This is a genomic window from Shewanella sp. BF02_Schw, from assembly GCF_014596695.2.
Classification (GTDB): Bacteria; Pseudomonadota; Gammaproteobacteria; order Enterobacterales; family Shewanellaceae; genus Shewanella.
The window spans coordinates 439042-464684 of sequence record NZ_JABKAW020000001.1 but is presented as its reverse complement, the minus strand read 5'-3'; the positions used below and the strand labels follow the sequence as shown (position 1 = coordinate 464684).

The window sequence follows — 25643 nt, the reverse complement described above, 5'->3', positions numbered from 1 at the left end:
AATCACTATATTCACTTTGAAATTAACAAATTCATAATTCAATGATAAAAATCACTCACACTTTATTGGTTTAACAAATTGATGAAATAGATGATTAAACATGACATGAGTAATAAGTGAATAAAGATGTGAAAATCAAATTTTATGAGATAAAGGTAAGCGTCCGGCGAACTACGCCTTGTCTAGCTTAACCTGCCAGGGTAAAAGGCTGTTGAGATCGCATTTAAGGTAGGATAATTGTTCTAAGCAGTGTTCGATGTAATCGAACGGGATGAGTCCATTCGCTTTAGCCGTTTCTATGATGCTGTACAAAATTGCACTCGCCTCAGCGCCGCGATGGTTGTGATTGAATAGCCAGTTTTTACGCCCTATCACAAACGGTTTTACTGCCCGCTCTGCACGGTTGTTGTCGATATTGAGTCGACTGTCTTGCGTGTAACAACTCAGCTTTGACCATTGATTGAGGCTGTAATGGATGGCTTTGCCTAGCGGACTCTCCTTTGATACTTGCTGCACTGATTTATCCAACCATTGCTTAAATAACCCCAGTTGAGCACGTGAGTGGGTGCGCCTAAAATACAATCGCTCTTCCAGGCTCAGTGCTTGTATTTGGGTTTCAATACGGTACAGCTTGGCTATCATGCTCAATGCCATATCCGCTTTACTGATTTTGCCTACTTTGGGCTTGCCTTGTGCTATTAGCGCTTCTTTGAATTTACGCCGCGCATGAGCCCAACAACCGACCAGTTTATTGTTTGCCTGCTGATAAGCCGCGTAACCATCGACTTGTAAATAACCATTAAATACCGTTTGCTCGGTGGCCAGAAAACGGCTCACGCAGGTGCCCGCGCGGCTACCGTCTTGATAGTCGTACAGTACGATATTGCGCAAACCTTGATATCGAGGCTCAGTGCTTGGTTTATCCGCGCCAGCGCAATACACCCACATATAGGATTTTACTCGCTCATCGTTAATCACTTTGAGCGTGGTCTCATCGGCGTGGATGACATCTTGTGTTAATAGATGTTGGTGCAGTAAATCATGTAAGGGCTTGAACAGCGCTGCAGATTTCATCATCCAATCCGCCATGGTTTGCCTGCTTAAGGCGATACCGTGTTGCTTGAATAAGGTTTCTTGCCGGTAAAGGGGTAATGCGTACTGATATTTACTGGTAATGAGCTGGCTTAACAAGCTTGGCGTCGCCACGCTTTTAGGGATAGGACTGACTGGCACGGGCGCTTGTTTGATATTGGCCTGGGGTCCTTTAGTCTCACAATGCTTGCAGCTGTATTTTAATCTAACGTGCTCAATCACACTGATTTTCGCCGGAATAAACTTCAGCTTCTCACTACTGTCTTGGCCCATTAACGCCAGCTCATGACCACAGCACTCACACTGCTTATCTTCATCACTGATGTCATGGATAATCACTTCACGTGGCAGGTCTTTAGGCAGTAATTTACGCTTGGCGCGCTGTTTAGGTGACACAGGCGCGTCAGCATCTGCTGTTAATTCAACAGGCTCATCAACCGTCACTTCTGCTTCGTTAAACAACTCACCTTGATAGTCATGGCTTTCACTGCTGGCGCCGAAACGTTGTTGCTGGGCTAAGCGAAATTGTTCAAGCAAACGCTGCACAGAGTGTTTAAGTTCGGCGATTTCAGCGTCTTTAGCCGCCAACGTCTCAAGCAATAATTGCTTAAGTAAATCAACGTCATTGGGTAAGTTATCAGGGCTTAATTTCATGGTGTTATTATATCAAATATCCCATTAAATAAGGCTAAAGCAGTGATCTAATTATCGAAAACAGCCTTCGCAATGGCGATCAATTAACTGTAATTCAAGCCGTTCACATGCTGATGACCCAGGACATCAAAGCCAGATAACAGCCAATGAAACTGTTGCTCAGATAAACTCAGGCACTCATCAATACTTTTCGTCGGCCACTTAAACTTATCCTGCTCGAGGCGTTTGTACCACAGTGCAAAGCCGGTGTTATCCCAGTAGAGGATTTTTAATTTATCACGGCCTTTATTACAAAAGACAAACACACTGCCGTCGTTGGCCTGTAAGGATAATTGCTGCTCAACGATAACAGCTAAGCCATTTATCGATTTACGAAAATCCACCGGTGCACGGTGCAGATAAACACTGGGAAGCTCACGAAACATCAACATGCTTGTAGGCCTTTTATAATCTCCAGCAGGTATCGTGCAGGCAAGGTGCTGGGGAAAGTCCATAAACCGGTTTGATGCTGAAAATGGATAGCCTGGGCTGAAGCGGAAGGTTGAGCTTGGGTTGTCATCGCAGTGGGCGATGTCACGGTAGCCTTAACAAACGGCGCTATCTGTTGGGTGCCCATTTTAGCCATGTCCGCTTTGCGGGCGTAAAACCCACTAAGACTAAGCTTGTGCACACGACAAAAATTTGAAATCGTTAAGCCGCTAGCGGATTGCTGTTGTATCAAAGCAACCCAATCTTGATGTGAACGTGTAGCCATGTTAACTCCTGATGTCATTATCAGTCGTTAAGATAAAGGCTCGATGAGCGCAGTTGAAGACGTACTTGCCCGGACGCATACAGATAAAGCGGTTGCAGTAAGATGAGAAAGACAATGAAAATTAAGCAAAAAAAAAGCCCTGCATTGATGCAGGGCCTTTTTATTATGGTGCGCGTGGGAGGAGTCGAACCTCCGACCGCCTGGTTCGTAGCCAGGTACTCTATCCAGCTGAGCTACACGCGCAAAATCGGTAAAACAAGCCATTCATAAATAATGCTATCGTCTGCACTTCATGTGCGTGACGTTATTTAATGAATGGCGGAGAAGGAGGGATTCGAACCCTCGATGGGATTTAAAGCCCATACTCCCTTAGCAGGGGAGCGCCTTCGGCCACTCGGCCACCTCTCCGCAATATATGGTGCGCGTGGGAGGAGTCGAACCTCCGACCGCCTGGTTCGTAGCCAGGTACTCTATCCAGCTGAGCTACACGCGCATAAATTGGGTTTTTAGTGAAACATGAAATGGTGCGCGTGGGAGGAGTCGAACCTCCGACCGCCTGGTTCGTAGCCAGGTACTCTATCCAGCTGAGCTACACGCGCATTCATGTTTAACACTTTAATAGATAATGGTGCGGATGGGAGGAGTCGAACCTCCGACCGCCTGGTTCGTAGCCAGGTACTCTATCCAGCTGAGCTACATCCGCATCGTATATCTATTGTAAGAAATGGCGGAGAAGGAGGGATTCGAACCCTCGATGGGATTTAAAGCCCATACTCCCTTAGCAGGGGAGCGCCTTCGGCCACTCGGCCACCTCTCCGTTTCTTGGCGCACATATTACTGTTTGATGAAAATAAGTCAAACCCTTTTTAGGAAACCTAACTTCATTTGGAGTGTTTTTAAGCACATTGGAGATAATAGACTCAAATCTTGATGAAAACAGTCGTTTTTTGATGAATATTCTTTTTAATTTACAGACATAATCTCATTAAACCTCTGTTCGTCCGACAAGCGTTTTAAGGTTTTTAACCAAAGATATAATTAAACACATCGTTGATTTAAACAACTTAGCCTAGTCATTGGGTAATTTATACTCACTATTACAATTCAACATCATATTAACCAATATCGACAATAGCCGCATAATGCCATTTAGGAAGGTTAATTTGCTATAGCTTGCACGAGATTACGATGGGATTTGTATTGATCAACGATTCCCATTACAACGCTATAATCAAGATGAATTAAGCACATTTAAATAATGACTCGTTAAAAAAATGGTTTGATACCAATTGTTAGCTACAAATAGCATCCAGTGATAATTCAACACGAGTAAAATAAATACGTTAGTCGGATGGTAAATAAATGACGACTCATTTATGGATGCGTTTAACAAACTGAATCAGTGTGTTAAAAAGTGCTTTGTGAGAGCCTCATTCATTCCACTTCAGTCTTGTATCAACTTAAGGGGAAATTGTCCTGCTTACACCAACAACCTTAAATTGGAGCTGTGAGGTACTCTACGCTAGAGCTAATGTAACCTCAACGCAGAATAACAGATGGGTAAATTGATAAACGTAGAATGTTTACTGGTCACTCATATTTAAATTGACTCGTTATTATTTGAATTTGGTTCTAAATTTAGCTCTGTATTTAGGTTAACCCAGCGAAATGACACGTAACTAGCGGGTCTTTTAATTGAAGCAATCGCATAAACAAAGGACAGTTTGATGACAGTGAAAATTCCGAGCAGAGGTTAACGAATAAGGGCTGATTAAACTAAAGCGGTAATGCCACTGCAATACAAAAACAAAAAAGCCAGCAAATGCTGGCTTTAATGATATCGACATCATCTGTCGAAATTAGTAATTACCACCTTCAGAAGGGGTACCTGACTTCTCAGACTGAATACGTTGGTAGATCTCTTCACGGTGAACAGATACTTCTTTAGGTGCGTTAACACCAATACGTACCTGATTACCTTTAACACCTAACACAGTAACGGTGACTTCATCACCAATCATTAATGTTTCGCCTACTCGACGAGTCAAAATTAGCATTCGATTGCTCCTTTAAGTTCAATCTGCATAACACGCTTTGTCCGTAATATGCGCTCATTATAAGGTCTGCTTTACATAAAATCATAGTATCAATTGGTGAATACATCAGTTTATAAAGCAAATTCTCTTAGGAAATCATAAAACTTGACGATTAGTCGTCTTTTAAAAACGAGATCAACCGTAAATTATTCATATTCACGATATAAGACTCCGTTACTAAACAATCCAATACGGCAAACCAATAACAAAAACGATAGGAATTGAAAACCAATACAACATTAGAGTACTACATATAAGTACAATAATAAGCATTGCCCAACGCTAGCAACCCTTTTAAACGCTTTTACTGTTAGCAAGTTAGTTCACTATGCCAAATCTATTCATAGCACTCAAGTCATAAAGTCGCATATCTTAGACTTTATGACTCAATTGCCAAAAAAACGCTAATCTACAGATTTTATTAACTTAAACGTTCGTTTACCCAGGGCTCTACAAGGGCTAATGCTGCGGCTAGATTCTCAGGTTGAGTACCGCCAGCTTGTGCCATATCAGGACGACCACCGCCCTTACCGCCAACATGCTGTGCAACCATTGCGACTAACTCACCCGCTTTGACCTTCTTGGTTAAATCGTTGCTGACTCCAGCAATTAAATTAACTTTACCGTCTTTAGCAGTACCTAGCACAATAATCGCAGACTTTAGCTTTTGCTTCAGCTCATCCTGTAAACCACGTAGTGAACCTGGGTCAATACCATCAAGTTGTTTAACTAAAAGTTTAACGCCATTGATTTCTACTGCATCACCGGCCATATCAGCACTGGCCGCAGCAGCTAACTTATCTTTTAATTGAGATAAATCTTTTTCTAATTGCTTCACTTTATCTAGCTGAGCTTTTAACTTAGCGACTACCGAAGCACTATCTGATTTTAGTAGTTGTGCAGCCTCATCTAACATGGCTTGTTGATCAGCAATATAAGCCATTGCAGCAATACCTGTTACAGCTTCAATACGACGCACACCGGCAGCAATACCATTCTCAGAAGTGATTTTAAATAAACCGATATCTCCAGTGCGGCCAACGTGAGTACCACCACACAGTTCGATAGAGAAATCACCCATAGTGACAACACGTACTTGGTCATCGTATTTCTCACCAAATAGTGCCATTGCACCTTTTTCTTTGGCTTCATCAATGCCCATTTCAGTGGTACAAAGTTCATGGTTACGACGAATTTGGGTATTAACTAAATCTTCGACAGCCTTCAATTCTGATGGCTTAACCGCTTCAAAATGAGCAAAGTCAAAACGTAAACGTTCAGGATTAACAAGTGAACCTTTTTGAGACACATGTGAGCCTAACACTTGACGTAATGCAGCATGCAATAAGTGAGTAACAGAATGATTTAATTGCGTACGATGACGTAAGTTTTTATCCACTTGTGCGGTTAACTGCTGGCCTATGACTAACTGACCTTGAGCTAATTGACCTTGGTGACCGGTAGCTGGACCAAACTTTTGAGTATCGGCAACGGCAAATACTACGCCTTCAGCTGTCAACTGGCCTTTATCACCAACCTGCCCACCAGATTCAGCATAAAATGGTGTGTTGTCTAATACTACGACAGCATCCTGACCCGCTATCACGGTATCAACCGCTTTACCGTCAACATATAAAGCAATCACGTTTGGCTGACCAGTTAACTCGGTATAACCGCTAAATGAGGTTTCTGCATCGATAATTAATTGGCTATTATAATCAGCGCCAAAGTTGCCTGCAGCTTGTGCACGGCTTCTTTGTTCAGCCATTGCTGACTCAAAGCCAGCTTCATCAACGTTAATATCACGTTCACGACAAACATCTGCAGTTAAATCGACAGGAAAACCATAGGTGTCATACAGTTTAAATAAGGTGTCACCATCTAAAGTATCACCTTGCAAGCTATTCAACGCGCCGTCTAAAATAACTAAACCGCGCTCAAGAGTGCGAGCAAACTGCTCTTCTTCCGCTTTTAAGGCTTTTTCAACAATAGCTTGAGTTTGTTTTAAACCAATGGCGGCATCGCCCATTACGCTAATAAGTGTTGGCACAAGTTTGTAGAAGAATGCGTCATTAGCACCCAGCTTGTTACCATGACGGACTGCACGACGAATAATACGGCGCAACACATAACCACGCCCTTCATTTGATGGCATAACACCATCAGCAATTAAAAATGCACATGAACGAATATGGTCAGCAATAACGCGCAGAGATTTATTTTCTAAATCAGTTACACCGATAATTTCAGCTGTTTTGGCAATAAGTTGTTTAAAAATATCGATTTCGTAGTTTGAATGCACGCCTTGCATAATCGCAGCAATACGCTCAATACCCATACCAGTATCAACAGAAGGTTTTGGCAATGGCAACATTTCACCGTCAGCCTGACGGTTGTATTGCATAAATACAATGTTCCAAATTTCAATAAAGCGGTCACCGTCTTCTTCAGGCGTGCCAGGACGGCCACCCCAAATATGATCACCATGATCGTAGAAAATTTCACTACAAGGACCACAAGGACCAGTGTCACCCATCTGCCAGAAGTTATCTGACGCAAAAGCCCCGCCTTTGTTATCACCTATGCGGATCATATTTTCCGCTGGCACGCCTATTTTTTGAGTCCAAAGATCATATGCTTCATCATCGGTTTCATAAATAGTGACACATAAGCGTTCTTTTGGCAGTTTGAGTGTTTCGGTTAGGAAGGTCCATGCAAAACGAATTGCATCTTCTTTGAAATAATCGCCGAAACTAAAGTTGCCTAACATTTCAAAAAAAGTATGGTGACGAGCGGTATAACCCACGTTATCTAAATCGTTATGTTTGCCACCTGCGCGCACACAGCGTTGTGAAGTTGTCGCTCGGGTGTAATTGCGTTTATCCATGCCGAGAAACACATCTTTAAACTGGTTCATACCCGCATTGGTGAATAACAGTGTTGGGTCATTTGTGGGAACAAGCGAGCTGCTATCAACAACCTGATGTCCGTTATCTTCAAAGTACTTTAAAAAAGCGCTTCTTAACTCTGCTGTAGTCTGAAACATGAAATGGCCCTGAATATAGAAAATACGAAAGTAACGAGCTTGGCATGCAAGCCTGTAAATGTAAGCATTATATACTGAATTTACGTCAACATGCGAGATGAGTGGCTCGATTATCCTCTGAGCATAAACCGATAATAATAGTTATTGATAAGCGATCTCACCGACTAAGGTTAACTAAGCTCAACTCGAGCTAATAAACACATCCCGAACAGCCCGTTACCCAACTAACGACGTTAAATTCACAGGCAATTGGCTCGTTGCTGGCGGCAAGACTGCCTTGTGAGTAAGCAAATGGTCAGCTTGAGATTGCAGATTAACAACAACTGTTGTTGTCGAGTGTTCGGTCTGTTATCCACATTTGAAGTGAGCTAAATGCCGTCTAATTTAACCAGATAAACCTCCGCTATCACGATAAAAAGAGCGTGGTTATAGTAACAAATTAGCTTTTAAACCAATTGAAGAAGGTAGCTGCATAACTAATAGATTGTTTGGCAAACAGTGTGATTTTACATGCTAAATAATTCAGAACTAAATCATTAAAAGTATGGGCATTAAAGCTATGTGGGATTATTCAAAGTAACGCAGAGTAGCGGATATGACTCAATAACCCTGAGATTGACAATAATCGAGTACTAGAGATTTTTCACATATCAACGTTTTTAACGTTGCAGTTTTTAACGTTGCAGTTTTTAACGTTGCAGTTTTTAGCGTTATAATTTTTAGCGTTATCGTTTTTAGGGTATAACAACAGGGGCTTTTAGCGGGGGAATATTCGCGGCGCGCAAGATGCGCTACCGCGATAGATGTAACTGACTGACTAGCTTAGAATACTTCACCCGTTTCAAGGTCAATATTCTCATCACTTTCTGTTTTAGAATCTGATGCATTAGCACCACCATTCAATAACATCGCACGTAAAGTGGTATTAATTTCACTGGCAATGACAGGGTTTTCAGTCAAGAATTTACCTGCATTAGCACGGCCTTGACCAATTTTCTCGCCTTTGTAGCTATACCAAGCACCCGCTTTATCAACTAACTTGTGCGCAACACCTAGATCGACTAACTCACCAGTACGGTTAATACCTTGTCCATAAAGGATTTGGAATTCAGCTTGCTTAAATGGAGCCGCAATTTTGTTTTTAACCACTTTAACGCGGGTTTCATTACCGACAACTTCGTCGCCGTCTTTAATGGCACCGGTACGACGAATATCTAAACGTACTGAAGCGTAGAACTTTAGTGCATTACCACCGGTAGTTGTTTCTGGGCTACCAAACATCACACCAATTTTCATACGAATTTGGTTAATAAAAATAAGCAAAGTATTTGATTGCTTAAGATTACCAGCCAGCTTACGCATAGCTTGGCTCATCATACGAGCGGCAAGGCCCATATGTGAATCACCAATTTCACCTTCAATTTCAGCTTTTGGCGTTAACGCTGCAACAGAATCGACCACAATAACGTCTACAGCACCAGAACGAGTTAACGCATCACAAATTTCTAACGCTTGTTCGCCTGTATCTGGCTGTGAACAAAGTAAGTTATCAATATCTACGCCTAACTTTTTCGCATAAATTGGGTCAAGAGCATGTTCAGCATCAATAAACGCACAAGTTTTACCTTCGCGTTGCGCTGCGGCAATCACTTCAAGAGTTAACGTCGTTTTACCTGATGATTCTGGACCGTAAATTTCAACGATACGTCCCATTGGTAAACCGCCCGCACCGAGTGCGATATCCAATGAAAGCGAACCGGTAGAGATAGTTTCAACATCCATTGTGCGATCTTCGCCCAACTTCATAATTGAGCCTTTACCAAATTGCTTTTCAATTTGGCTTAAAACGGCGGCTAGTGCTTTCTCTTTATTTGGATCAACCTTCATTATAAAACCCTCTTAAGGCATTCAATACGTTTAGTAAAATGCTATTTCGACTTAGGTGAAGTGACGTGAATCATTTCAATATGTTCATCAGTATACTGTATAGTCATACAGTATCAAGTGCTGAGCTGATTTTTTTTTAAACCTTTGAGAATTGATCATTTACATCAATATTTTATCCTCATAAAATTTTTTGTTTGAATCTATTTATACGCTGGGGGCAAATATTGTTAAGATTAGCCCCATAAGATTTACGTCCTACGATTGATTAATAGTGAAGTGTTCATAATGACAGTGATTGATACCAGCGATTTAGAAAAACACACCCCGATGATGCGCCAGTATTTGGGCTTAAAAGCGGCCCATCCTGATATGTTATTGTTTTATCGAATGGGTGATTTTTATGAGCTGTTTTACGATGATGCTAAACGCGCTTCTGAAATGCTGGGTATTTCACTGACGGCTCGTGGAAAAAGCGGTGGTGACCCGATTCCCATGGCAGGCATTCCATATCATGCTGTCGAAGGCTATTTAGCAAAATTAGTTAACATTGGTCAGTCTGTAGCCATTTGTGAGCAAATTGGTGATCCAGCCACATCAAAAGGCCCTGTTGAGCGCCAAGTGGTGCGCATTGTTACCCCTGGCACCTTAACTGACGAAGCTCTACTGCAAGAAAAACAAGACAATTTATTGGCAGCACTGTATCAGGGTAAAAGCGGTTTTGGTTACGCGACTTTAGACATTTCGTCTGGTCGTTTTGTTGTTGCAGAATTACCCACTCGTGAAGCTTTAGAAGCCGAATTACAGCGGACTAATCCAGCAGAGTTACTTTACAGTGAAGATTTTGCTGACATGTTATTAATCAATAACATGAAAGGCATCCGTCGTCGCCCAGAGTGGGAGTTTGATTACGACACGTGTATTAATTTACTGCTCAATCAATTTGGCACCAAAGATTTGCACGGTTTTGGTATTACTGATGCACGATTGGCGTTACAAGCTGCAGGTTGTTTAATGCAGTATGTAAAAGATACCCAAAAGATGGCGTTACCACATATCAACTCGATTGTGCGCTTTAATCAATCTGAATCTATTATTTTAGATGCCGCAACTAGACGTAATTTAGAGTTAACTCAAAATTTATCTGGCGGGCGAGAAAATACCCTATCATGGGTATTAGATAATACCGCAACCCCTATGGGTAGCCGTATGTTACAACGCTGGATCCATGAACCATTACGCAATCGTCAAACTATTCAATATCGCCATAGCGCAGTCAGTGAACTCATTGAACAAGACTTATATCAAACCTTACATGAGCAACTAAAAAGCTTAGGTGATATCGAACGTATTATGGCTCGTTTAGCACTACGCAGTGCCAGACCACGTGACTTTTCACGTTTAAAGCAAGCACTAACGCTTCTGCCTGAAATCCAACAAACATTAGCAACATGCCAACAACCTCGATTAAATACGTTAGTGCAATTACTGGGTGAATTCCCTGAACAACATGATTTATTAGAACGCGCTATTGTAGACAACCCTCCCATGTTAATTCGTGATGGTGGCGTTATCCGTACTGGCTATAATAATGAGTTAGATGAATGGCGTAAGTTGAGTGAAGGCGCCAGTGATTATTTAGTCGAACTTGAAGCTCGTGAGAAACAACAAACGGGGATTAACACCTTAAAAGTCGGCTATAACCGAGTTCATGGTTACTATATTGAAGTGAGCCGTTTACAGTCAGATAGAGTGCCACTGAGCTATCAGCGTCGTCAAACACTCAAAGGCACCGAACGATATATCACCCCAGAATTGAAAGAATACGAAGAAAAAGTACTTTCAAGCCAAGGCAAAGCACTTGCGCTTGAAAAACAACTGTGGGAACAACTGTTTGACTTATTGTTACCTAAATTACAAGAATTACAGCAGTTTGCAACGGCTGCTGCCGAGTTAGATATATTAAGTAACTTTGCCGAACGAGCACAATTATTTAATTATCAATGCCCACAAATGACCCACGATATTGGTATTAATATTGAAGCGGGCCGCCATCCAGTCGTTGAACGAGTTAGCCAAGCAGCATTTATTGCTAATCCGGTAGCGTTAACACCGCAGCGCCAAATGCTTATTGTCACAGGCCCGAATATGGGCGGTAAATCTACCTATATGCGTCAAGTTGCATTGATTACATTGATGGCACATATCGGCTGTTTCGTTCCAGCAGACCATGCTCAAATTGGTGAAATCGACCGAATTTTCACCCGTATTGGTGCATCAGATGATTTGGCATCGGGCCGATCAACCTTCATGGTTGAAATGACCGAAACGGCTAATATTTTACATAATGCTACTGCAAACAGTTTAGTGTTGATGGACGAAATAGGTCGCGGCACCTCGACTTATGATGGTTTAGCGCTCGCTTGGTCTGCTGCTGAATATCTAGCCAAAAATGTCAGTGCACTGACATTATTTGCTACTCATTATTTTGAGTTAACCCAATTGCCCGAGCTGTTACCGTCAGTCATTAATGTTCACTTAGATGCAATAGAACACGACGACACAATTGCCTTTATGCATTCGGTACAAGAAGGTGCGGCAAGTAAAAGTTATGGCCTACAAGTTGCGGCCCTAGCGGGTGTGCCGGCATCAGTCATTAAAGCGGCAAAACATAAGCTTCATCAACTTGAAAACCGAGATATGACGTTATCTCAACAGAACCCAACTCAAGTAAGTATGAACTTATTACCTCCAATACCAGAGACGTCACCCGTGTTGGAAAAGTTAGCCCAAATTAATCCAGACGAGTTGACACCTAAACAGGCTTTAGATTATTTATATGAGTTGAAGCGATTAAGTCACACGAACACCGAGCTACGAAAATAACTGGCCAAGTGAATTGTTGAACTGTGGGAGCCTGCAAAGGCTTCCATTTCAATGACGTATTAGGTGTTACATCAAACGAGTAACGCCCCTGAAATACGATGAAATGAACCAACAGTATTAAAATACTATCAGTAATACCTAGGTTATATCGTCAAGTTGCCACTACACAACGCTTAAATTAAGTTGGCGATTAGTAGGATAAACCTAAGCGCATGAGCAAAATTAAAATGCTCATATAGGTTTTAACCCTAATATCGCAATACCTTAATTGACCTTATTGACACATTAATGATGACATATCATTTGTGTGTTGATGATAGTCAACCGCCTAATATTCACAATAAACGTTCACTATCCATTAATCTCTGAATAATGCTTCAACCGACAGTCCTTGCGCCCCAAGTAAATCTTTTAAGCGTTTAAGCGCTTCGACTTGAATTTGACGTACACGCTCACGTGTTAAACCAATTTCGGCACCGACATTCTCTAATGTTGAAGGTTCATATCCGAGTAAACCAAAACGTCTTGCTAACACTTCGCGTTGTTTAGTGTTTAATTCGTTTAACCAGCCCACTATCGAATTAGATAAATCTTCATTTTGTACCCGATAATCAGGGCCAACAGAATCATCATCAGCAATAACATCTAATAATGCCTTCTCATTATCGCCACTCAGAGGCGAGTCTACCGAAGTAATTCTTTCGTTTAACTTCAGCATACGGCTAACATCACCGGTCGACACATCTAACTTTTCGGCGATCTCTTCTGCGGTCGGTTCGTGATCAAGTTTTTGGGCAAGCTGTCTTGCTGTACGCAAGTACACATTTAATTCTTTTACAATATGAATTGGTAGACGGATAGTGCGAGTCTGGTTCATGATCGCCCGTTCAATGGTTTGTCTGATCCACCACGTTGCATAAGTGGAAAAACGGAAACCACGCTCAGGATCAAACTTTTCAACCGCACGAATTAAGCCTAAATTGCCTTCTTCGATCAGATCGAGCAGCGCTAAACCACGATTGTTATATCTTCTGGAAATTTTAACAACAAGACGGAGGTTACTTTCTATCATGCGGTTGCGAGACTTTTCGCAGCCTTTGAGGGATTTACGTGAAAAAAACACTTCTTCCTCTGCTGTCAGTAGCGGAGAAAAACCTATTTCACCTAAATATAATTGAGTAGCGTCTAAATTTTTTTGTAAGTCATCTTGGACTTTTTCTTCAATATCAAGTTGTTGCACCAAATCGCGTTTACCGGTTGCAACTTCTGGTGGTTGTTTAGCTAGATCGACAAGATATTCTGCTGAAGCAGTATTATTTTTGCGGCTCATAATTGCTCTCCCAAACCTAATTTGTGGTATTTAATCTACTTCACTTGCTTATCCTCCGTTATTTATGTTGCTAAACAATTACTGTTTAGGTAGATATCGTAATGGGTTGACAGACTTACCATGAAATCGTACTTCAAAGTGAAGCATTACTTGGTGTGTCCCGGTACTGCCCATTTTTGCAACTGTTTGTCCTGCACTCACATATTGCTTTTCTTTAACCAATATCGTGTCGGCATGCGCATAAGCACTTAAAAAATCATCATTGTGTTTGATAATAACTAAGTTGCCATACCCGCGCAGTGCATTACCGGCATACACGACTCTCCCATCTGCTGCGGCTTTAATAATATCGCCGCGATTACCAGCAATCTTTATACCTTGATTGCCTTGTTCTGATGCCGAAAAATATCCAACTATTCGGCCTCTAACTGGCCAGTGCCATTGCTGAACTTGCTGTGGCAAATTAGCGACAGAACCACTCGCACTTTGGTTAATTGTTTGTTGGGTAGTTGTTACAGAATACGCAGGCTTCACTTTGTGATCAAGATCTTTTTTCGTTCTGACTGAAACAACTGCTGGGACTGGGTTTGGCGCAACCGTAGGTTTGATTGTTTTTAATATAGAACTATTCGAACTCGAAATATAGGGTTTAGTAACGGCTTGGGTTTGTACTGAATTAACAGAAGGTTGGGATGCTCGAGCAGGTGCCGATTGACTATTATTTGTAGTGGCTAAATTAAGCGTTTGCCCAGGATAAATAGTATAAGGAGCCGATAAACGATTCAAACGGGCAACTTCGACAAAATTACGTCCAGCCCCCCAAGCTATTGAATAAAGTGTGTCACCTTTCTGTACTTTATATTTATCGGTTTTTAATGAGCCTTTATGATACCGAGGACCATGATTTTTTGACGATAAGCTGTCTACCGGTGCGGGACGATCAGCTTGAAAGCTGCATCCAGTGAGCATGATTGCTAAGACCACAAAGTTGGGCCAACCGGTATTCATCAAACAAAGTCCTTAACGGGGAAATAGGTGATTGTTAAGCTAAATAAGCTTACTCCAAACGAAAATATCAATAATGGATAAAGTTCATTTGTATCGTGTTAACTAAGCCAAATCTCCATTAATGAGAGGAACAAATTTAACGGCCTCTATTATCTCAGATTTGAATGTCTGTCCAATGCGGGTAATTTTGAGTAATTGCTGGGTGTCTTCTCCTACCGGAATAATCAATACTCCATGTTCGGATAATTGTTCAAGCAATGCTTGAGGTACTGTCGCAGCAGCAGCGGTCACCATTATGCCATCAAATGGTCCACGGTTTGACCACCCTTGCCAACCATCACCATATTTGAATGCGACATTATGTAAATCTAGACGTTTTAGTCTTTGACGAGCTTGTATTTGTAATGCTTTTATACGCTCAATTGTGAATAACTCTGGAATTAACGATGCTAAAACAGCGGCTTGGTAACCTGAACCAGTGCCAATTTCTAACACTTTTTGAGGATTATGTTGCAGCAACAGTTCAGTCATTCGAGCCACAATATAAGGCTGCGAAATTGTCTGTCCCTGCCCGATAGGTAATGCCGTATTCTCATACGCCTTATGAGCTAATGCACCATCAAGGAACAATTCACGTGGTGTTGTTGCTACAGCATGCAATACCGCAGGATGTCGAATCCCTGCCTCGGCCAGCTTTTTGGCCAAATTCATTGCTGATGTAGAAGCTACACGAGTCATATTTTTATTATCCAATCGGCTAATCCATCAAGTTGATTGTATGCCGTTAAGTCTACCGTGAGTGGCGTTATAGATACATATCCCGCAGCTACAGCACCAAAGTCAGTCCCTTCACCGGAATCTTGTTCACTGCCAACAGGACCAAGCCAGTATATATCTTTACCCGCTGGATCTTGGGTTTTTATCATACCTTCGGCTTTATGTCGCGCTCCTAAACGGGTAACTTTAATCCCTTTAATTTGTGCTAAAGGTAAATCTGGAACATTAACATTCAAAATTTGATCACGACTAATAGGATGTTGCAGCAACCCTTTTACAATTTTGGCTGCGTAAACAGCTGCTGTATCGTAATGGATTAATGATTTTCCAACCAGTGACACAGCAATGGCAGGTAAACCTAAAAAACGTCCCTCCATTGCAGCTGCAACAGTGCCTGAATATAAAGTGTCATCCCCCATATTCGCCCCGGCATTAATGCCAGAAACGACAATATCAGGTTCGGTTTGACACAATTGCCTAATCGCGAGATGCACACAATCTGTCGGTGTACCATTAACCGAAACATAGCCATTTTCTAAGTTATTAATTCTTAATGGATTAGTCAAGGTTAATGAATTGCTCGCACCAGAGCAATTACGATCCGGTGCAACAGTTAATACTTGCGCAAACTCACTCAATGCGTGGGTTAATGCAATGATACCGGGGGCTCTCACGCCATCATCATTACTGACTAAAATATTAATCATTAATTAACACTCTTCATTTGTTTGTGCTTGTTGCTCGGCAACCATGACTTTTCGTTGCGACTCTTGGACATCTTGGTAATCAGCGAGCTCGCGTAGCACCGAGGTGGCATAACTCCCTGCAGGTAACACAAATTCAAGTGTGAGCGTATCAGCATCAAACTGCCATTTCATTCCTTGAGGCTCAAGTAATAATGGCCGTCTCTCTTGCGATAAACCCGCTTCTTCGAGTCCCTGTAAATCGGCCGATAATTCAGCTAATGGCGTTAACTCTAAAGCTAATGCCTCACCTTGTGCTAATGGTGTTCCCCGTCCCCAAAGAGGAGCTGAAAGTTGAATATCTTTTTCAGCTAAGCGGCTGTTGAGAACATCATCCCATACTTCGGCGGTAAAATAGCTTTTACTGCCAGCTAACATCACGCAATCGCCAGCGACGGTATCGACCTGATGATTAGCTAAACGAAATGACACTACCTGATTGAATATATTGGAACGCACGGCCGATAAATACATGCTGCGCTTATGGCGATCTTTTATGTTTCGACCACCACTGAGCATTTGTCGACCTAAGATTAGGTTTTTACCATCATGGCCAAAGCGCTGCTCACCAAAATAATTAGGGACACCGAGTTTGGCTATCTGCTGTAAACGAGATTCGACATCAGCAGTATCATTGATATTACGCAATGTCAGTACAAATCGATTTCCAAGTAAGGCGCCGATGCGCAGTTTTTTACTGTGACGACTGCTCGACAGAATGGTTAATTTATCGTCATTTAGCTCTGTCCACTCTGGCGTTTCTTTACCAGGAATACGTATGCCGAACCATTGTTCAGTAATAGCATTTTTGTCTTTCTGACCGGCATAGGTCACTTCTTTGGGATGCACTTTAGCAAATTTAGCTAATATTTCAGCAACATATACGGTATTCATGCCATTTTTACGTACATGAAGCATATGATGCTCGCCTTCCCCTGTTGGGGTAAAAGGCAAAATTTCTTTAACAATAAAGTCGCTGTTATTGGTACGTAAATCAGCTTGGCTTATTGGTTTACCAAATAGGTAATGTAATTCTTTCATGTGACAGAACTCTCTATATTTTGTAGGTTATTGGCTCTTCATCAACACAACAGCTTCAACAGCAATGCCTTCTTTACGTCCAGTAAAACCGAGATTTTCGGTAGTCGTCGCTTTAACATTAATATTATCGATATCTGTTTGTAAGTCAGCACTTAAGCACTGACGTATGGCTTCAATATGGGGTGCCATCTTAGGTGCTTGAGCAATAATGGTGACATCTAGATTACCTAAAACAAACTGCTTTTGCAGTGCAAGTTGATAACAGTGTCTTAATAGCACTCGACTATCGGCACCAGCAAAATTAGCATCAGTATCAGGGAAATGTTTACCGATATCACCTAACGCCATCGCCCCTAATATCGCATCACTAATGGCATGCAGTACCACATCACCGTCAGAATGGGCAATCAGTCCACAGTCATAAGGAACAGTAACACCACCTAAAATCAATGGGCTATCATCGCCAAATTTATGTACATCAAAACCATGGCCGATACGAATATTCATTTAAAAACCTTATCTTAACTTGCTTTGAACTAATATTAACGAGTGTGGTTATTTCAGGTAATTATTGTTGCGCCAGAAACAGAGTTGCCAACTGTAAATCATCTGGATGAGTCACTTTGATATTATCCATTCGGCCATTAACCAATCCCGGCATAATACCAGCCCATTCCATGGCACTGGCTTCATCAGTAATAGGTACCTGCGCCGCTAATGCTGCCGATAAGTGGGTTCGTAAAATCGAGACCGGGAAATACTGCGGCGTTAATGCATGCCATAGCAACGAGCGGTCGACAGTATGAACAATATGACCACTGGCGTTACTGCGCTTCATGGTGTCGCGAACGGGTGCAGCAAGAATGGCACCCTGAGGATGAATAGCTACCGACTCAATCAATTGGGTAATATCTTGGTGGGTTACACAAGGTCTTGCCGCGTCATGAACAAGAGCCCACGCATCTGGATTATGACTATGCGCATAGTCTAACGCAGCTAAAACAGAATCAGCACGCTCTCCACCACCAACAACTTGGGTTAACTTAGGATGTTGAGATTGTGGTAATTGGCTAAAATAATTATCTTGTGGATGCAATGCAACAATAACCTGAGCTATATCAGGGTGAGCTAACAATGTATCTAATGTATGGCCGAGAATGCTTTGTTGGCCAAGCATTAAATATTGCTTAGGTTTGTCAGCCCCCATGCGACTGCCAACACCTGCAGCAGGCACAATTGCAATAATGGAACGAGGATTGTTTGACATATATGCAGTACCAATATTTAAAGTAATATGACTGAGGGTTAAACCTGCTGTGCAACCTGCGTTAACGATTAAATGGGTTCCGTTCACGTAGTTCGCTACCCACGACCCGATAAAACGTTTCGCCGTCTTTCACCATACCTAATTCGTTACGGGCACGTTCTTCAATGGCTTCTGTGCCACTTTTCAAATCGATAATTTCTTCTTTAAGAATTTGATTTCGAGCGACAAGCTTGCCATTACTTTGTTCTTGGCCTGCTATTTGGGTTTGCAATAAGACATATTCTGACAAATTGTTATCGCCCAACCAAAGCCGGTACTGTAAAAGTGACAATAAACAAATCAGTAAAAATATTAGTTGCTTCATAATATTAACTTATGTCGAAGTAATCCTTAGAAAATATGTCCGTTATAGTACAACAAAAAAGGCCACCGAGTGGTGGCCTTTTTAAGCTAAAGCAAAAATATTATCCTTGGCCTTTCACTTCTTTAAGACCGTTGTATGGTGCTTTTGAACCTAGAGCTTCTTCGATACGTAGCAATTGGTTATATTTGGCAACACGGTCACTACGACTTAGTGAACCCGTTTTGATTTGGCCAGCCGCGGTACCAACAGCTAAATCAGCAATCGTTGAATCTTCTGTCTCGCCACTACGATGAGAGATAACAACAGTAAAGCCTGCATCTTTAGCCATTTTAATTGCAGCCAATGTTTCGGTTAAGGTACCGATTTGGTTGAATTTAATTAAAATAGAGTTAGCGATGCCGTTGTCGATACCACGCTTAAGGATTTTAGTGTTTGTTACGAATAGATCATCACCCACTAATTGGATTTTATCGCCCATTAGTTTAGTTTGGTGAGCAAAACCATCCCAGTCAGACTCGTCCAGACCATCTTCGATAGAAACGATTGGGTAGCGTTCAGTAAGACCTTGTAAGAAGAAGTTAAATTCTTCAGAAGTAAACTTCTTGCCTTCACCTTTAAGATCGTAGATGTTGGCTTCTTTGTCGTAAAATTCAGAAGCAGCACAATCCATCGCTAACGTGATGTCTTTACCTAGCTCGTAACCGGCGTTGGCAACAGCAACTTTGATTGCAGCAAGTGCAGCTTCGTTAGATGCTAAGTTTGGAGCAAAACCACCTTCATCACCAACCGCAGTTGAGTGACCGTCAGCTTTAAGTACTTTAGCAAGGCTGTGGAATACTTCCGCGCCCATACGTAGGCCTTCACGGAAAGTTTTAGCGCCAACAGGTTGGATCATAAACTCTTGAATATCAACGCTGTTATCGGCGTGCTCGCCACCATTGATGATGTTCATCATTGGAAGAGGCATAGAGTAAACACCTGGTGTACCGTTTAGATCAGCAATGTGAGCATATAAAGGGACGTGTTTAGCCGCAGCGGCAGCTTTTGCAACTGCTAGAGAAACAGCAAGAATGGCGTTAGCGCCAAATTTTGCTTTATTTTCGGTACCGTCTAAGTCAATCATGATTTGGTCAAGTTCAGCTTGAGCCAATGCATCTTTACCTTTTAGTGCTTCAGCAATTGGGCCATTAACAGCAGCAACCGCTTTAAGAACACCTTTACCTAAGTAACGTGCTTTGTCGCCGTCACGCAGTTCTAATGCTTCGCGACTACCGGTTGATGCGCCAGATGGTGCCGCAGCCATACCAATAAAACCGCCTTCTAAATGCACTTCTGCTTCTACAGTTGGGTTACCGCGCGAATCCATAATCTCGCGACCAATCACTTTAATGATGTTAGCCATAATTCCCTCGTACTTTGTGTAAGTAAATTAAAAAATTAAAAGAAATAAAAAGTTAATACCAATAAAAATACATAACAGACTTAAAAAAGCAGATTTATTGGTATATAACTTTCAGTTTAGTAATTTTAAATCGGTTAGTGCTTAGGATAAATCGAATTAGACTTTGCATCAACTTAGTTTTCACTGCAGTTACACGCCATCAATACGATTATATGATCTAACGCAAGTATCTTGAATAAAAAAGCCGCTAATGGATACATTAGCGGCTGATTCATTAATCGATATCGCGTTTTTGATACGCATAAGAAGCGGCTATGAACCCTTCAAATAATGCATGACCGTCGCGCGGTGTTGAGGTGAATTCCGGGTGGAATTGACTCGCAACGAACCATGGGTGATTAGGCAATTCAATCATCTCAATCAGTTTACGATCAGATGATAAACCACTAAACACTAAGCCGGCCTTTTCTAGGCGATCGATGTAGTTGTTATTCACTTCGTAACGGTGACGATGACGTTCAACACAGGTTGCAGAATCATAGGCTAATGCCGCTTTTGTGCCTTCTTTTAAATGACATAGCTGAGCGCCTAAACGCATAGTGCCACCTAAATCTGAAGACTCATGACGCGTTTCGACATCCCCTTCTTCATTAATCCACTCAGTAATTAAACCCACTACCGGATAAGGTGTCTGTGGATTAAACTCAGTTGAGTGCGCACCTTCTAAACCTGCTACATGGCGAGCAAATTCAATTAATGCTACTTGCATACCTAAACAGATACCAAAGTACGGAAGATTGTTTTCACGAGCAAATTTGGCAGCAAAAATCTTGCCTTCTACGCCACGTTCGCCAAAGCCGCCTGGTACTAAAATACCGTCTAGACCTTGCAACACTTCTTCGCCTTTAGCTTCAACTGTTTGTGAATCAATGTACTTAATGTTCACTGTTACACGGTTTTTTAAGCCTGCATGCTTTAATGCTTCATTCACCGACTTGTATGCATCAGGGAGTTCAATGTACTTACCTACCATACCAATAGTGACTTCACCATTTGGATTGGCTTCTTGATAAATAACGTTTTCCCACTCAGACAAATCAGCTTCGTTACACGCTAAATTAAAACGTTTGATGACTAAATCATCTAATCCTTGCGAGCGTAATAACGCTGGGATTTTGTAGATGCTATCAACGTCTTTTAATGAAATAACCGCACGTTCTTCTACGTTGCAGAATAACGAAATTTTAGCTTTTTCATTGGCAGGAATTGCACGGTCGCCACGACAAACCAGTACATCCGGTGCAATACCAATTGAACGCAACTCTTTAACAGAGTGTTGCGTCGGCTTGGTTTTAATTTCGCCTGCAGCGCCTAAGAACGGCACTAAGGTTAAATGCATAAATAGTGTACGTTCGCGTCCTAATTCAGAACCTAATTGACGAATAGATTCAAGAAACGGCAATGATTCAATGTCACCTACCGTGCCACCGATTTCTACAATCGCTACATCATGGCCTTCACCACCAGCTAACACTTTTTCTTTAATCGCGTTAGTAATGTGTGGAATAACCTGAATGGTTGCGCCTAAATAATCACCACGACGTTCTTTACTAATCACTTCTTCGTAAATACGACCAGTAGTAAAGTTATTGCGACGATTCATTTTAGTACGAATGAAACGTTCGTAATGACCTAAATCGAGATCGGTTTCAGCACCATCTTCAGTCACGAAAACTTCACCGTGCTGAGTTGGGCTCATGGTACCCGGATCGACGTTAATATAGGGGTCAAGTTTCATAATGGTTACATTGAGGCCACGCGCCTCTAAAATTGCCGCGAGCGAAGCTGCTGCAATGCCTTTACCTAGTGATGAAACAACGCCACCAGTAACGAAGATATACCTTGTAGTCATGCTGAACCTGAGAAAATGTGTTGGAAAAAACGTGCTTGTAAGAAAGCACTAGGACGGGGCGATATTATAGCAAAGCCACCTCGTTTCGACAAACTTAAACGCGCTAATTTTAGCTTAATTTATGTTTTCGTGTTGTTTTACTACATTCCAGTAGTGGTCTAATTCTTCCAAGCTATGCTGTTGTATCGGTTTACCACTATTGTCTACACATTGCTCAACCCCTCTAAATCTACGTTCAAATTTATAATTGGCTTGACGTAATGCTTGTTCAGGATCAACGTTTAAATGACGGGCAAGGTTGACTACAGCAAACAATAAATCGCCCATTTCATCAACAATTCTCGGTTGATAAAATTCAGGATCTTGATGTCGTAGATTAACTTCTACCAGTACTTCATCTATTTCTTCATGTATTTTGGCGACAACAGGCTCAAGCTCGGCCCAATCAAAGCCGACTTTAGCCACTCGATGTTGAATTTTTCGTGCTCGAGATAATGCCGGTAATGCATGAGGGATATCATCTAACGCTGAGTGCAATTTTTTTTGCTGACGTTCATTGGCTTTTAACGAATCCCACGCTTGGCTTAAATCGTGAGTATTGGTGATGGCACCAACAACGTTGTTTTCTGACTGAGCAAATACATGTGGATGACGGCGAATAAGCTTCTCGCTAATTCGCGCCACTACCGTCGAAAAATCGAACTTACCTTGCTCTTGCCCTAATTGGCAATAAAACACTATCTGAAACAATAAGTCGCCCAGTTCATCAGGTAACTCTTCCCATGCTTGTCGCTCAATAGTATCAACAACCTCGTAAGCTTCTTCTAAGGTAAAGGGCACAATACTGGCAAAATCTTGCGCTTGATCCCAAGGACAACCAGACTCGGGGTTACGCAATTGCTGCATGATGGTCAGTAACGATTGGATATCTGCCACAGAAACGGTCCTCTATTGTAAAGATAAAATCTAATAAAAAAGGCACCTAACAAGTAGATGCCTTCAAGGTAAGTCCATGATGTTAATTACGTTATAATCGGCGCGACTCAATCACACCATCAACAAGCGACAGTTTACCGAGAATCCGTGATAAGCCATCTAAATTATACAATTCAAGTTCAAGCTCTACGGTGGCCGTTTGGCTTTTAACATCAGAAGATGAACTCATGGCCATCACATTGGATTTCTCTGCCGCTAGCACTGTGGTTAAATCTCGTAATAAGCCACTGCGATCATGGGCAAGTACTCTAACGCGAATACGATAACCACCAGAGTAGTTTTCACCCCAAATCACATCGACACTGCGTTCTGGGTGGGCACGCATTAATTCTTTCACTTGCTCGCAATCACTACGGTGCACAGAAATACCCCGTCCCATAGTAATATAACCAAAAATTTCATCGCCGGGAACGGGTTGGCAACAACGCGCAATGTGGCTCATTAAATTACCAACACCATTAACTTCGACTTGGCCTTTACTCGACTTTTTAGGCTTATGCGACGCTTTCTTTATAATGTCTTCAAGTAAGTTTTCGTCAGTGTCTTCTACTTTGCGAATTTTGGTATCGGTAAAATTAACCACTTGATTTAAGCGTAAATCGCCGCCACCGATAGCCGCCAGCATGTCATCCATAGAGTTTAAATTAAAGCGCTCTACCGCCACTGCCGCATCTTTAACTTTAAGACCCACTCGGGCTAATTCAGACTCAAGCATCTCTTTACCCGCGGCAATATTTTTATCGCGGTCTTGTTGCTTAAACCAATGTTGAATTTTTGAACGCGAACGTGACGACTTGATATAACCTAAATTAAGATTGAGCCAGTCACGTTTTGGATTGGGTGTTTTTGACGTGATAATTTCAATGCGCTCACCCGTTTCAACTTGGTAAGTGAATGGCACAATGCGGCCGTCGACTTTTGCACCAATACACTTATGACCCACTTGAGAGTGAATATAATAAGCAAAGTCGAGTACGGTAGAACCTAAAGGTAAGTCAACGACCTCACCACTTGGGGTAAATACATAGACTCGGTCTTCAAATACTTGGCTACGGACTTCGTCAACCAAATTACCACTTTCAGCGACATCTTCTTGCCACTGTAAAATTTTACGCAACCAGTTAATTTTTTCTTCGTAACCGGTTTGTTTGGTATTGCTGGCACCTTCTTTGTATTTCCAGTGCGCGGCAACCCCAAGTTCAGAATCTTGATGCATCGCCTCGGTACGAATTTGAATTTCTACGGTTTTGCCTTCAGGACCAACAACTACGGTATGAATAGATTGATAGCCGTTCGGTTTTGGATTTGCTACGTAATCGTCAAACTCACGCGGAATGTGGTGCCAAAGGTCATGCACAACCCCTAACGCGCCATAGCAATCTTGTAATCTTTCGGTGACAATACGGACAGCTCGGACGTCAAAAAGCTCATCAAACTTGAGATCTTTGCCCTTCATTTTTCGCCAAATACTGTAAATGTGCTTAGGGCGGCCGTACACTTTGGCGCGAATATCATCGCTATCTAAACGCTGCTGCAACTGAGTCACAAACTTGTCGATAAACACTTCACGATCAACACGCTTGCCATCAAGCTGTTTGGCAATGTCTTTGTAAACAGTTGGATGCAAGTAGCGAAAAGAAATATCTTCAAGCTCCCACTTTAATTGACCAATGCCTAAGCGATTTGCTAATGGCGCATAAATATCAGCAATTTCTCGTGCTAATAATACCCGAGTTTCTTCATCGGCGTTTTTTACCGCACGCAGTAAGCATACGCGTTCGGCTAATTTGATCACTACGGCACGAACATCTTCAACCATGGCCAATAACATTTTTCGGATGTTATCTATTTGAGGTTCGGCATCGCGCGAATTTTGACTGACTTTTAATGCGCCAATGGCATTCATGGTCACAACGCTGGCAACTAACCTTGCAAGGTTTTCACCGTATTGCTCTAGGATTTGTTCGTCATTGAGAACGCCAGCATCGAATAGCAAAAATAATACTGCGGCTTGTAACGTTTCAATGTCCATATTCAGCGGCGCTAAGATTTCGATCATTTCGCGAGCACGCGCAAGCAGCTCAGTATGAGCCAGTTTGTTTTTAACCGGTAAGGCCTCAACTTGCTGGATCAATACCAATAACTTCTGAGCATCATCTTTGTCGTCGAGATAACGAGCGACCCACTCATCTAATTGGAATACTTGCGTATTAAAATGTGCTTCGCGAACAGATACCATGAACCCTTCCTTAGCCGCATGACCGACTGACATCCAACCATATGCACATGGCATAGTGTGCATATATGGTGTTAACACCAACTGAACAACCTATCTTGAAGCGCAATATTATTTTGTCAATTCAATAGCGTTCAGTTGGCCAATTTTTTAGC

At 42.0% G+C, this 25643-nt stretch carries 19 protein-coding genes and 6 tRNA genes; 1 reads left to right on the top strand and 24 read right to left on the bottom strand.

Annotation, left to right across the window (positions count from 1 at the left end):
- Nucleotides 1–171: 171 nt before the first annotated feature.
- The 12 genes from HNW13_RS02205 to recA all read right to left on the bottom strand — a co-directional run bounded on the left by HNW13_RS02205 (nucleotide 172) and on the right by recA (nucleotide 9529).
- Nucleotides 172–1746, bottom strand: a complete 1575-nt coding sequence (locus HNW13_RS02205) for an IS66 family transposase (RefSeq protein WP_208062790.1) — start codon at nucleotides 1744–1746, stop codon at nucleotides 172–174.
- 83 nt (nucleotides 1747–1829) lie between these two features.
- Nucleotides 1830–2177, bottom strand: coding sequence for an IS66 family insertion sequence element accessory protein TnpB (tnpB, locus tag HNW13_RS02200; RefSeq protein ID WP_208062789.1), 348 nt, complete (start codon nucleotides 2175–2177; stop codon nucleotides 1830–1832).
- Nucleotides 2171–2500, bottom strand: a complete 330-nt coding sequence (locus HNW13_RS02195) for an IS66 family insertion sequence element accessory protein TnpB (protein WP_208062787.1) — start codon at nucleotides 2498–2500, stop codon at nucleotides 2171–2173. The genes tnpB and HNW13_RS02195 overlap by 7 nt, the downstream gene beginning before the upstream one ends.
- A 166-nt stretch (nucleotides 2501–2666) precedes the next feature.
- Nucleotides 2667–2743: transfer RNA gene (locus HNW13_RS02190), tRNA-Arg, on the bottom strand.
- A 73-nt stretch (nucleotides 2744–2816) separates the two neighbouring features.
- A tRNA-Ser gene (locus HNW13_RS02185) sits at nucleotides 2817–2908 on the bottom strand.
- Nucleotides 2909–2916: 8 nt separating this feature from the next.
- A tRNA-Arg gene (locus HNW13_RS02180) sits at nucleotides 2917–2993 on the bottom strand.
- 29 nt (nucleotides 2994–3022) lie between these two features.
- Nucleotides 3023–3099: transfer RNA gene (locus HNW13_RS02175), tRNA-Arg, on the bottom strand.
- Between the two features lie 27 nt (nucleotides 3100–3126).
- A tRNA-Arg gene (locus HNW13_RS02170) sits at nucleotides 3127–3203 on the bottom strand.
- A gap of 22 nt (nucleotides 3204–3225) precedes the next feature.
- Nucleotides 3226–3317: transfer RNA gene (locus tag HNW13_RS02165), tRNA-Ser, on the bottom strand.
- A 1042-nt stretch (nucleotides 3318–4359) separates the two neighbouring features.
- On the bottom strand, nucleotides 4360–4557 hold the full coding sequence (gene csrA, locus HNW13_RS02160) for a carbon storage regulator CsrA (RefSeq protein ID WP_011636538.1): 198 nt from the start codon (nucleotides 4555–4557) through the stop codon (nucleotides 4360–4362).
- A gap of 460 nt (nucleotides 4558–5017) precedes the next feature.
- Nucleotides 5018–7642 (bottom strand): alanine--tRNA ligase, encoded by a 2625-nt coding sequence (alaS, locus tag HNW13_RS02155; RefSeq protein WP_101085618.1) that lies wholly within the window; start codon nucleotides 7640–7642, stop codon nucleotides 5018–5020.
- Nucleotides 7643–8464: 822 nt separating this feature from the next.
- A complete protein-coding gene (recA, locus tag HNW13_RS02150; protein ID WP_059746422.1) occupies nucleotides 8465–9529 on the bottom strand; it encodes a recombinase RecA in 1065 nt (354 codons plus the stop codon).
- Nucleotides 9530–9814: 285 nt separating this feature from the next.
- Here recA and mutS point away from each other — a divergent pair, with 285 nt between their 5' ends.
- Nucleotides 9815–12412 carry a DNA mismatch repair protein MutS gene (gene mutS, locus HNW13_RS02145; protein WP_192114445.1) on the top strand — a complete coding sequence of 866 codons (2598 nt, stop codon included), beginning with the start codon at nucleotides 9815–9817 and terminating at the stop codon, nucleotides 12410–12412.
- Nucleotides 12413–12770: 358 nt separating this feature from the next.
- On the opposite strand, the gene rpoS is transcribed toward mutS, so the two are convergent.
- From rpoS to relA, 12 genes are all read right to left on the bottom strand, one after another.
- Complete coding sequence (gene rpoS, locus HNW13_RS02140) at nucleotides 12771–13742, bottom strand: RNA polymerase sigma factor RpoS (protein WP_101085622.1); 972 nt, start codon at nucleotides 13740–13742, stop codon at nucleotides 12771–12773.
- A 78-nt stretch (nucleotides 13743–13820) separates the two neighbouring features.
- Nucleotides 13821–14750 carry a peptidoglycan DD-metalloendopeptidase family protein gene (locus HNW13_RS02135; RefSeq protein ID WP_162022555.1) on the bottom strand — a complete coding sequence of 310 codons (930 nt, stop codon included), beginning with the start codon at nucleotides 14748–14750 and terminating at the stop codon, nucleotides 13821–13823.
- A 102-nt stretch (nucleotides 14751–14852) separates the two neighbouring features.
- Nucleotides 14853–15488, bottom strand: a complete 636-nt coding sequence (locus HNW13_RS02130) for a protein-L-isoaspartate(D-aspartate) O-methyltransferase (protein ID WP_101086297.1) — start codon at nucleotides 15486–15488, stop codon at nucleotides 14853–14855.
- Nucleotides 15485–16234 carry a 5'/3'-nucleotidase SurE gene (gene surE / locus HNW13_RS02125; protein WP_162022554.1) on the bottom strand — a complete coding sequence of 250 codons (750 nt, stop codon included), beginning with the start codon at nucleotides 16232–16234 and terminating at the stop codon, nucleotides 15485–15487. Before surE ends, HNW13_RS02130 begins: the two co-directional genes overlap by 4 nt.
- A 3-nt stretch (nucleotides 16235–16237) precedes the next feature.
- Complete coding sequence (gene truD, locus HNW13_RS02120) at nucleotides 16238–17311, bottom strand: tRNA pseudouridine(13) synthase TruD (protein ID WP_182743623.1); 1074 nt, start codon at nucleotides 17309–17311, stop codon at nucleotides 16238–16240.
- A 27-nt stretch (nucleotides 17312–17338) separates the two neighbouring features.
- Nucleotides 17339–17818: a 2-C-methyl-D-erythritol 2,4-cyclodiphosphate synthase gene (ispF, locus tag HNW13_RS02115; protein WP_192114444.1), complete on the bottom strand. Its 480-nt coding sequence runs from the start codon at nucleotides 17816–17818 to the stop codon at nucleotides 17339–17341.
- 61 nt (nucleotides 17819–17879) lie between these two features.
- Complete coding sequence (gene ispD, locus HNW13_RS02110) at nucleotides 17880–18578, bottom strand: 2-C-methyl-D-erythritol 4-phosphate cytidylyltransferase (RefSeq protein WP_192114459.1); 699 nt, start codon at nucleotides 18576–18578, stop codon at nucleotides 17880–17882.
- 61 nt (nucleotides 18579–18639) lie between these two features.
- A complete protein-coding gene (ftsB, locus tag HNW13_RS02105) occupies nucleotides 18640–18942 on the bottom strand; it encodes a cell division protein FtsB (protein ID WP_101085633.1) in 303 nt (100 codons plus the stop codon).
- A 100-nt stretch (nucleotides 18943–19042) separates the two neighbouring features.
- Complete coding sequence (eno, locus tag HNW13_RS02100) at nucleotides 19043–20344, bottom strand: phosphopyruvate hydratase (protein WP_101085635.1); 1302 nt, start codon at nucleotides 20342–20344, stop codon at nucleotides 19043–19045.
- Between the two features lie 274 nt (nucleotides 20345–20618).
- Complete coding sequence (locus HNW13_RS02095; protein ID WP_101085637.1) at nucleotides 20619–22256, bottom strand: CTP synthase; 1638 nt, start codon at nucleotides 22254–22256, stop codon at nucleotides 20619–20621.
- A 114-nt stretch (nucleotides 22257–22370) separates the two neighbouring features.
- A complete protein-coding gene (gene mazG, locus HNW13_RS02090; protein WP_192114443.1) occupies nucleotides 22371–23192 on the bottom strand; it encodes a nucleoside triphosphate pyrophosphohydrolase in 822 nt (273 codons plus the stop codon).
- Nucleotides 23193–23283: 91 nt separating this feature from the next.
- On the bottom strand, nucleotides 23284–25491 hold the full coding sequence (gene relA, locus HNW13_RS02085; RefSeq protein ID WP_101085641.1) for a GTP diphosphokinase: 2208 nt from the start codon (nucleotides 25489–25491) through the stop codon (nucleotides 23284–23286).
- Nucleotides 25492–25643: the final 152 nt, after the last annotated feature.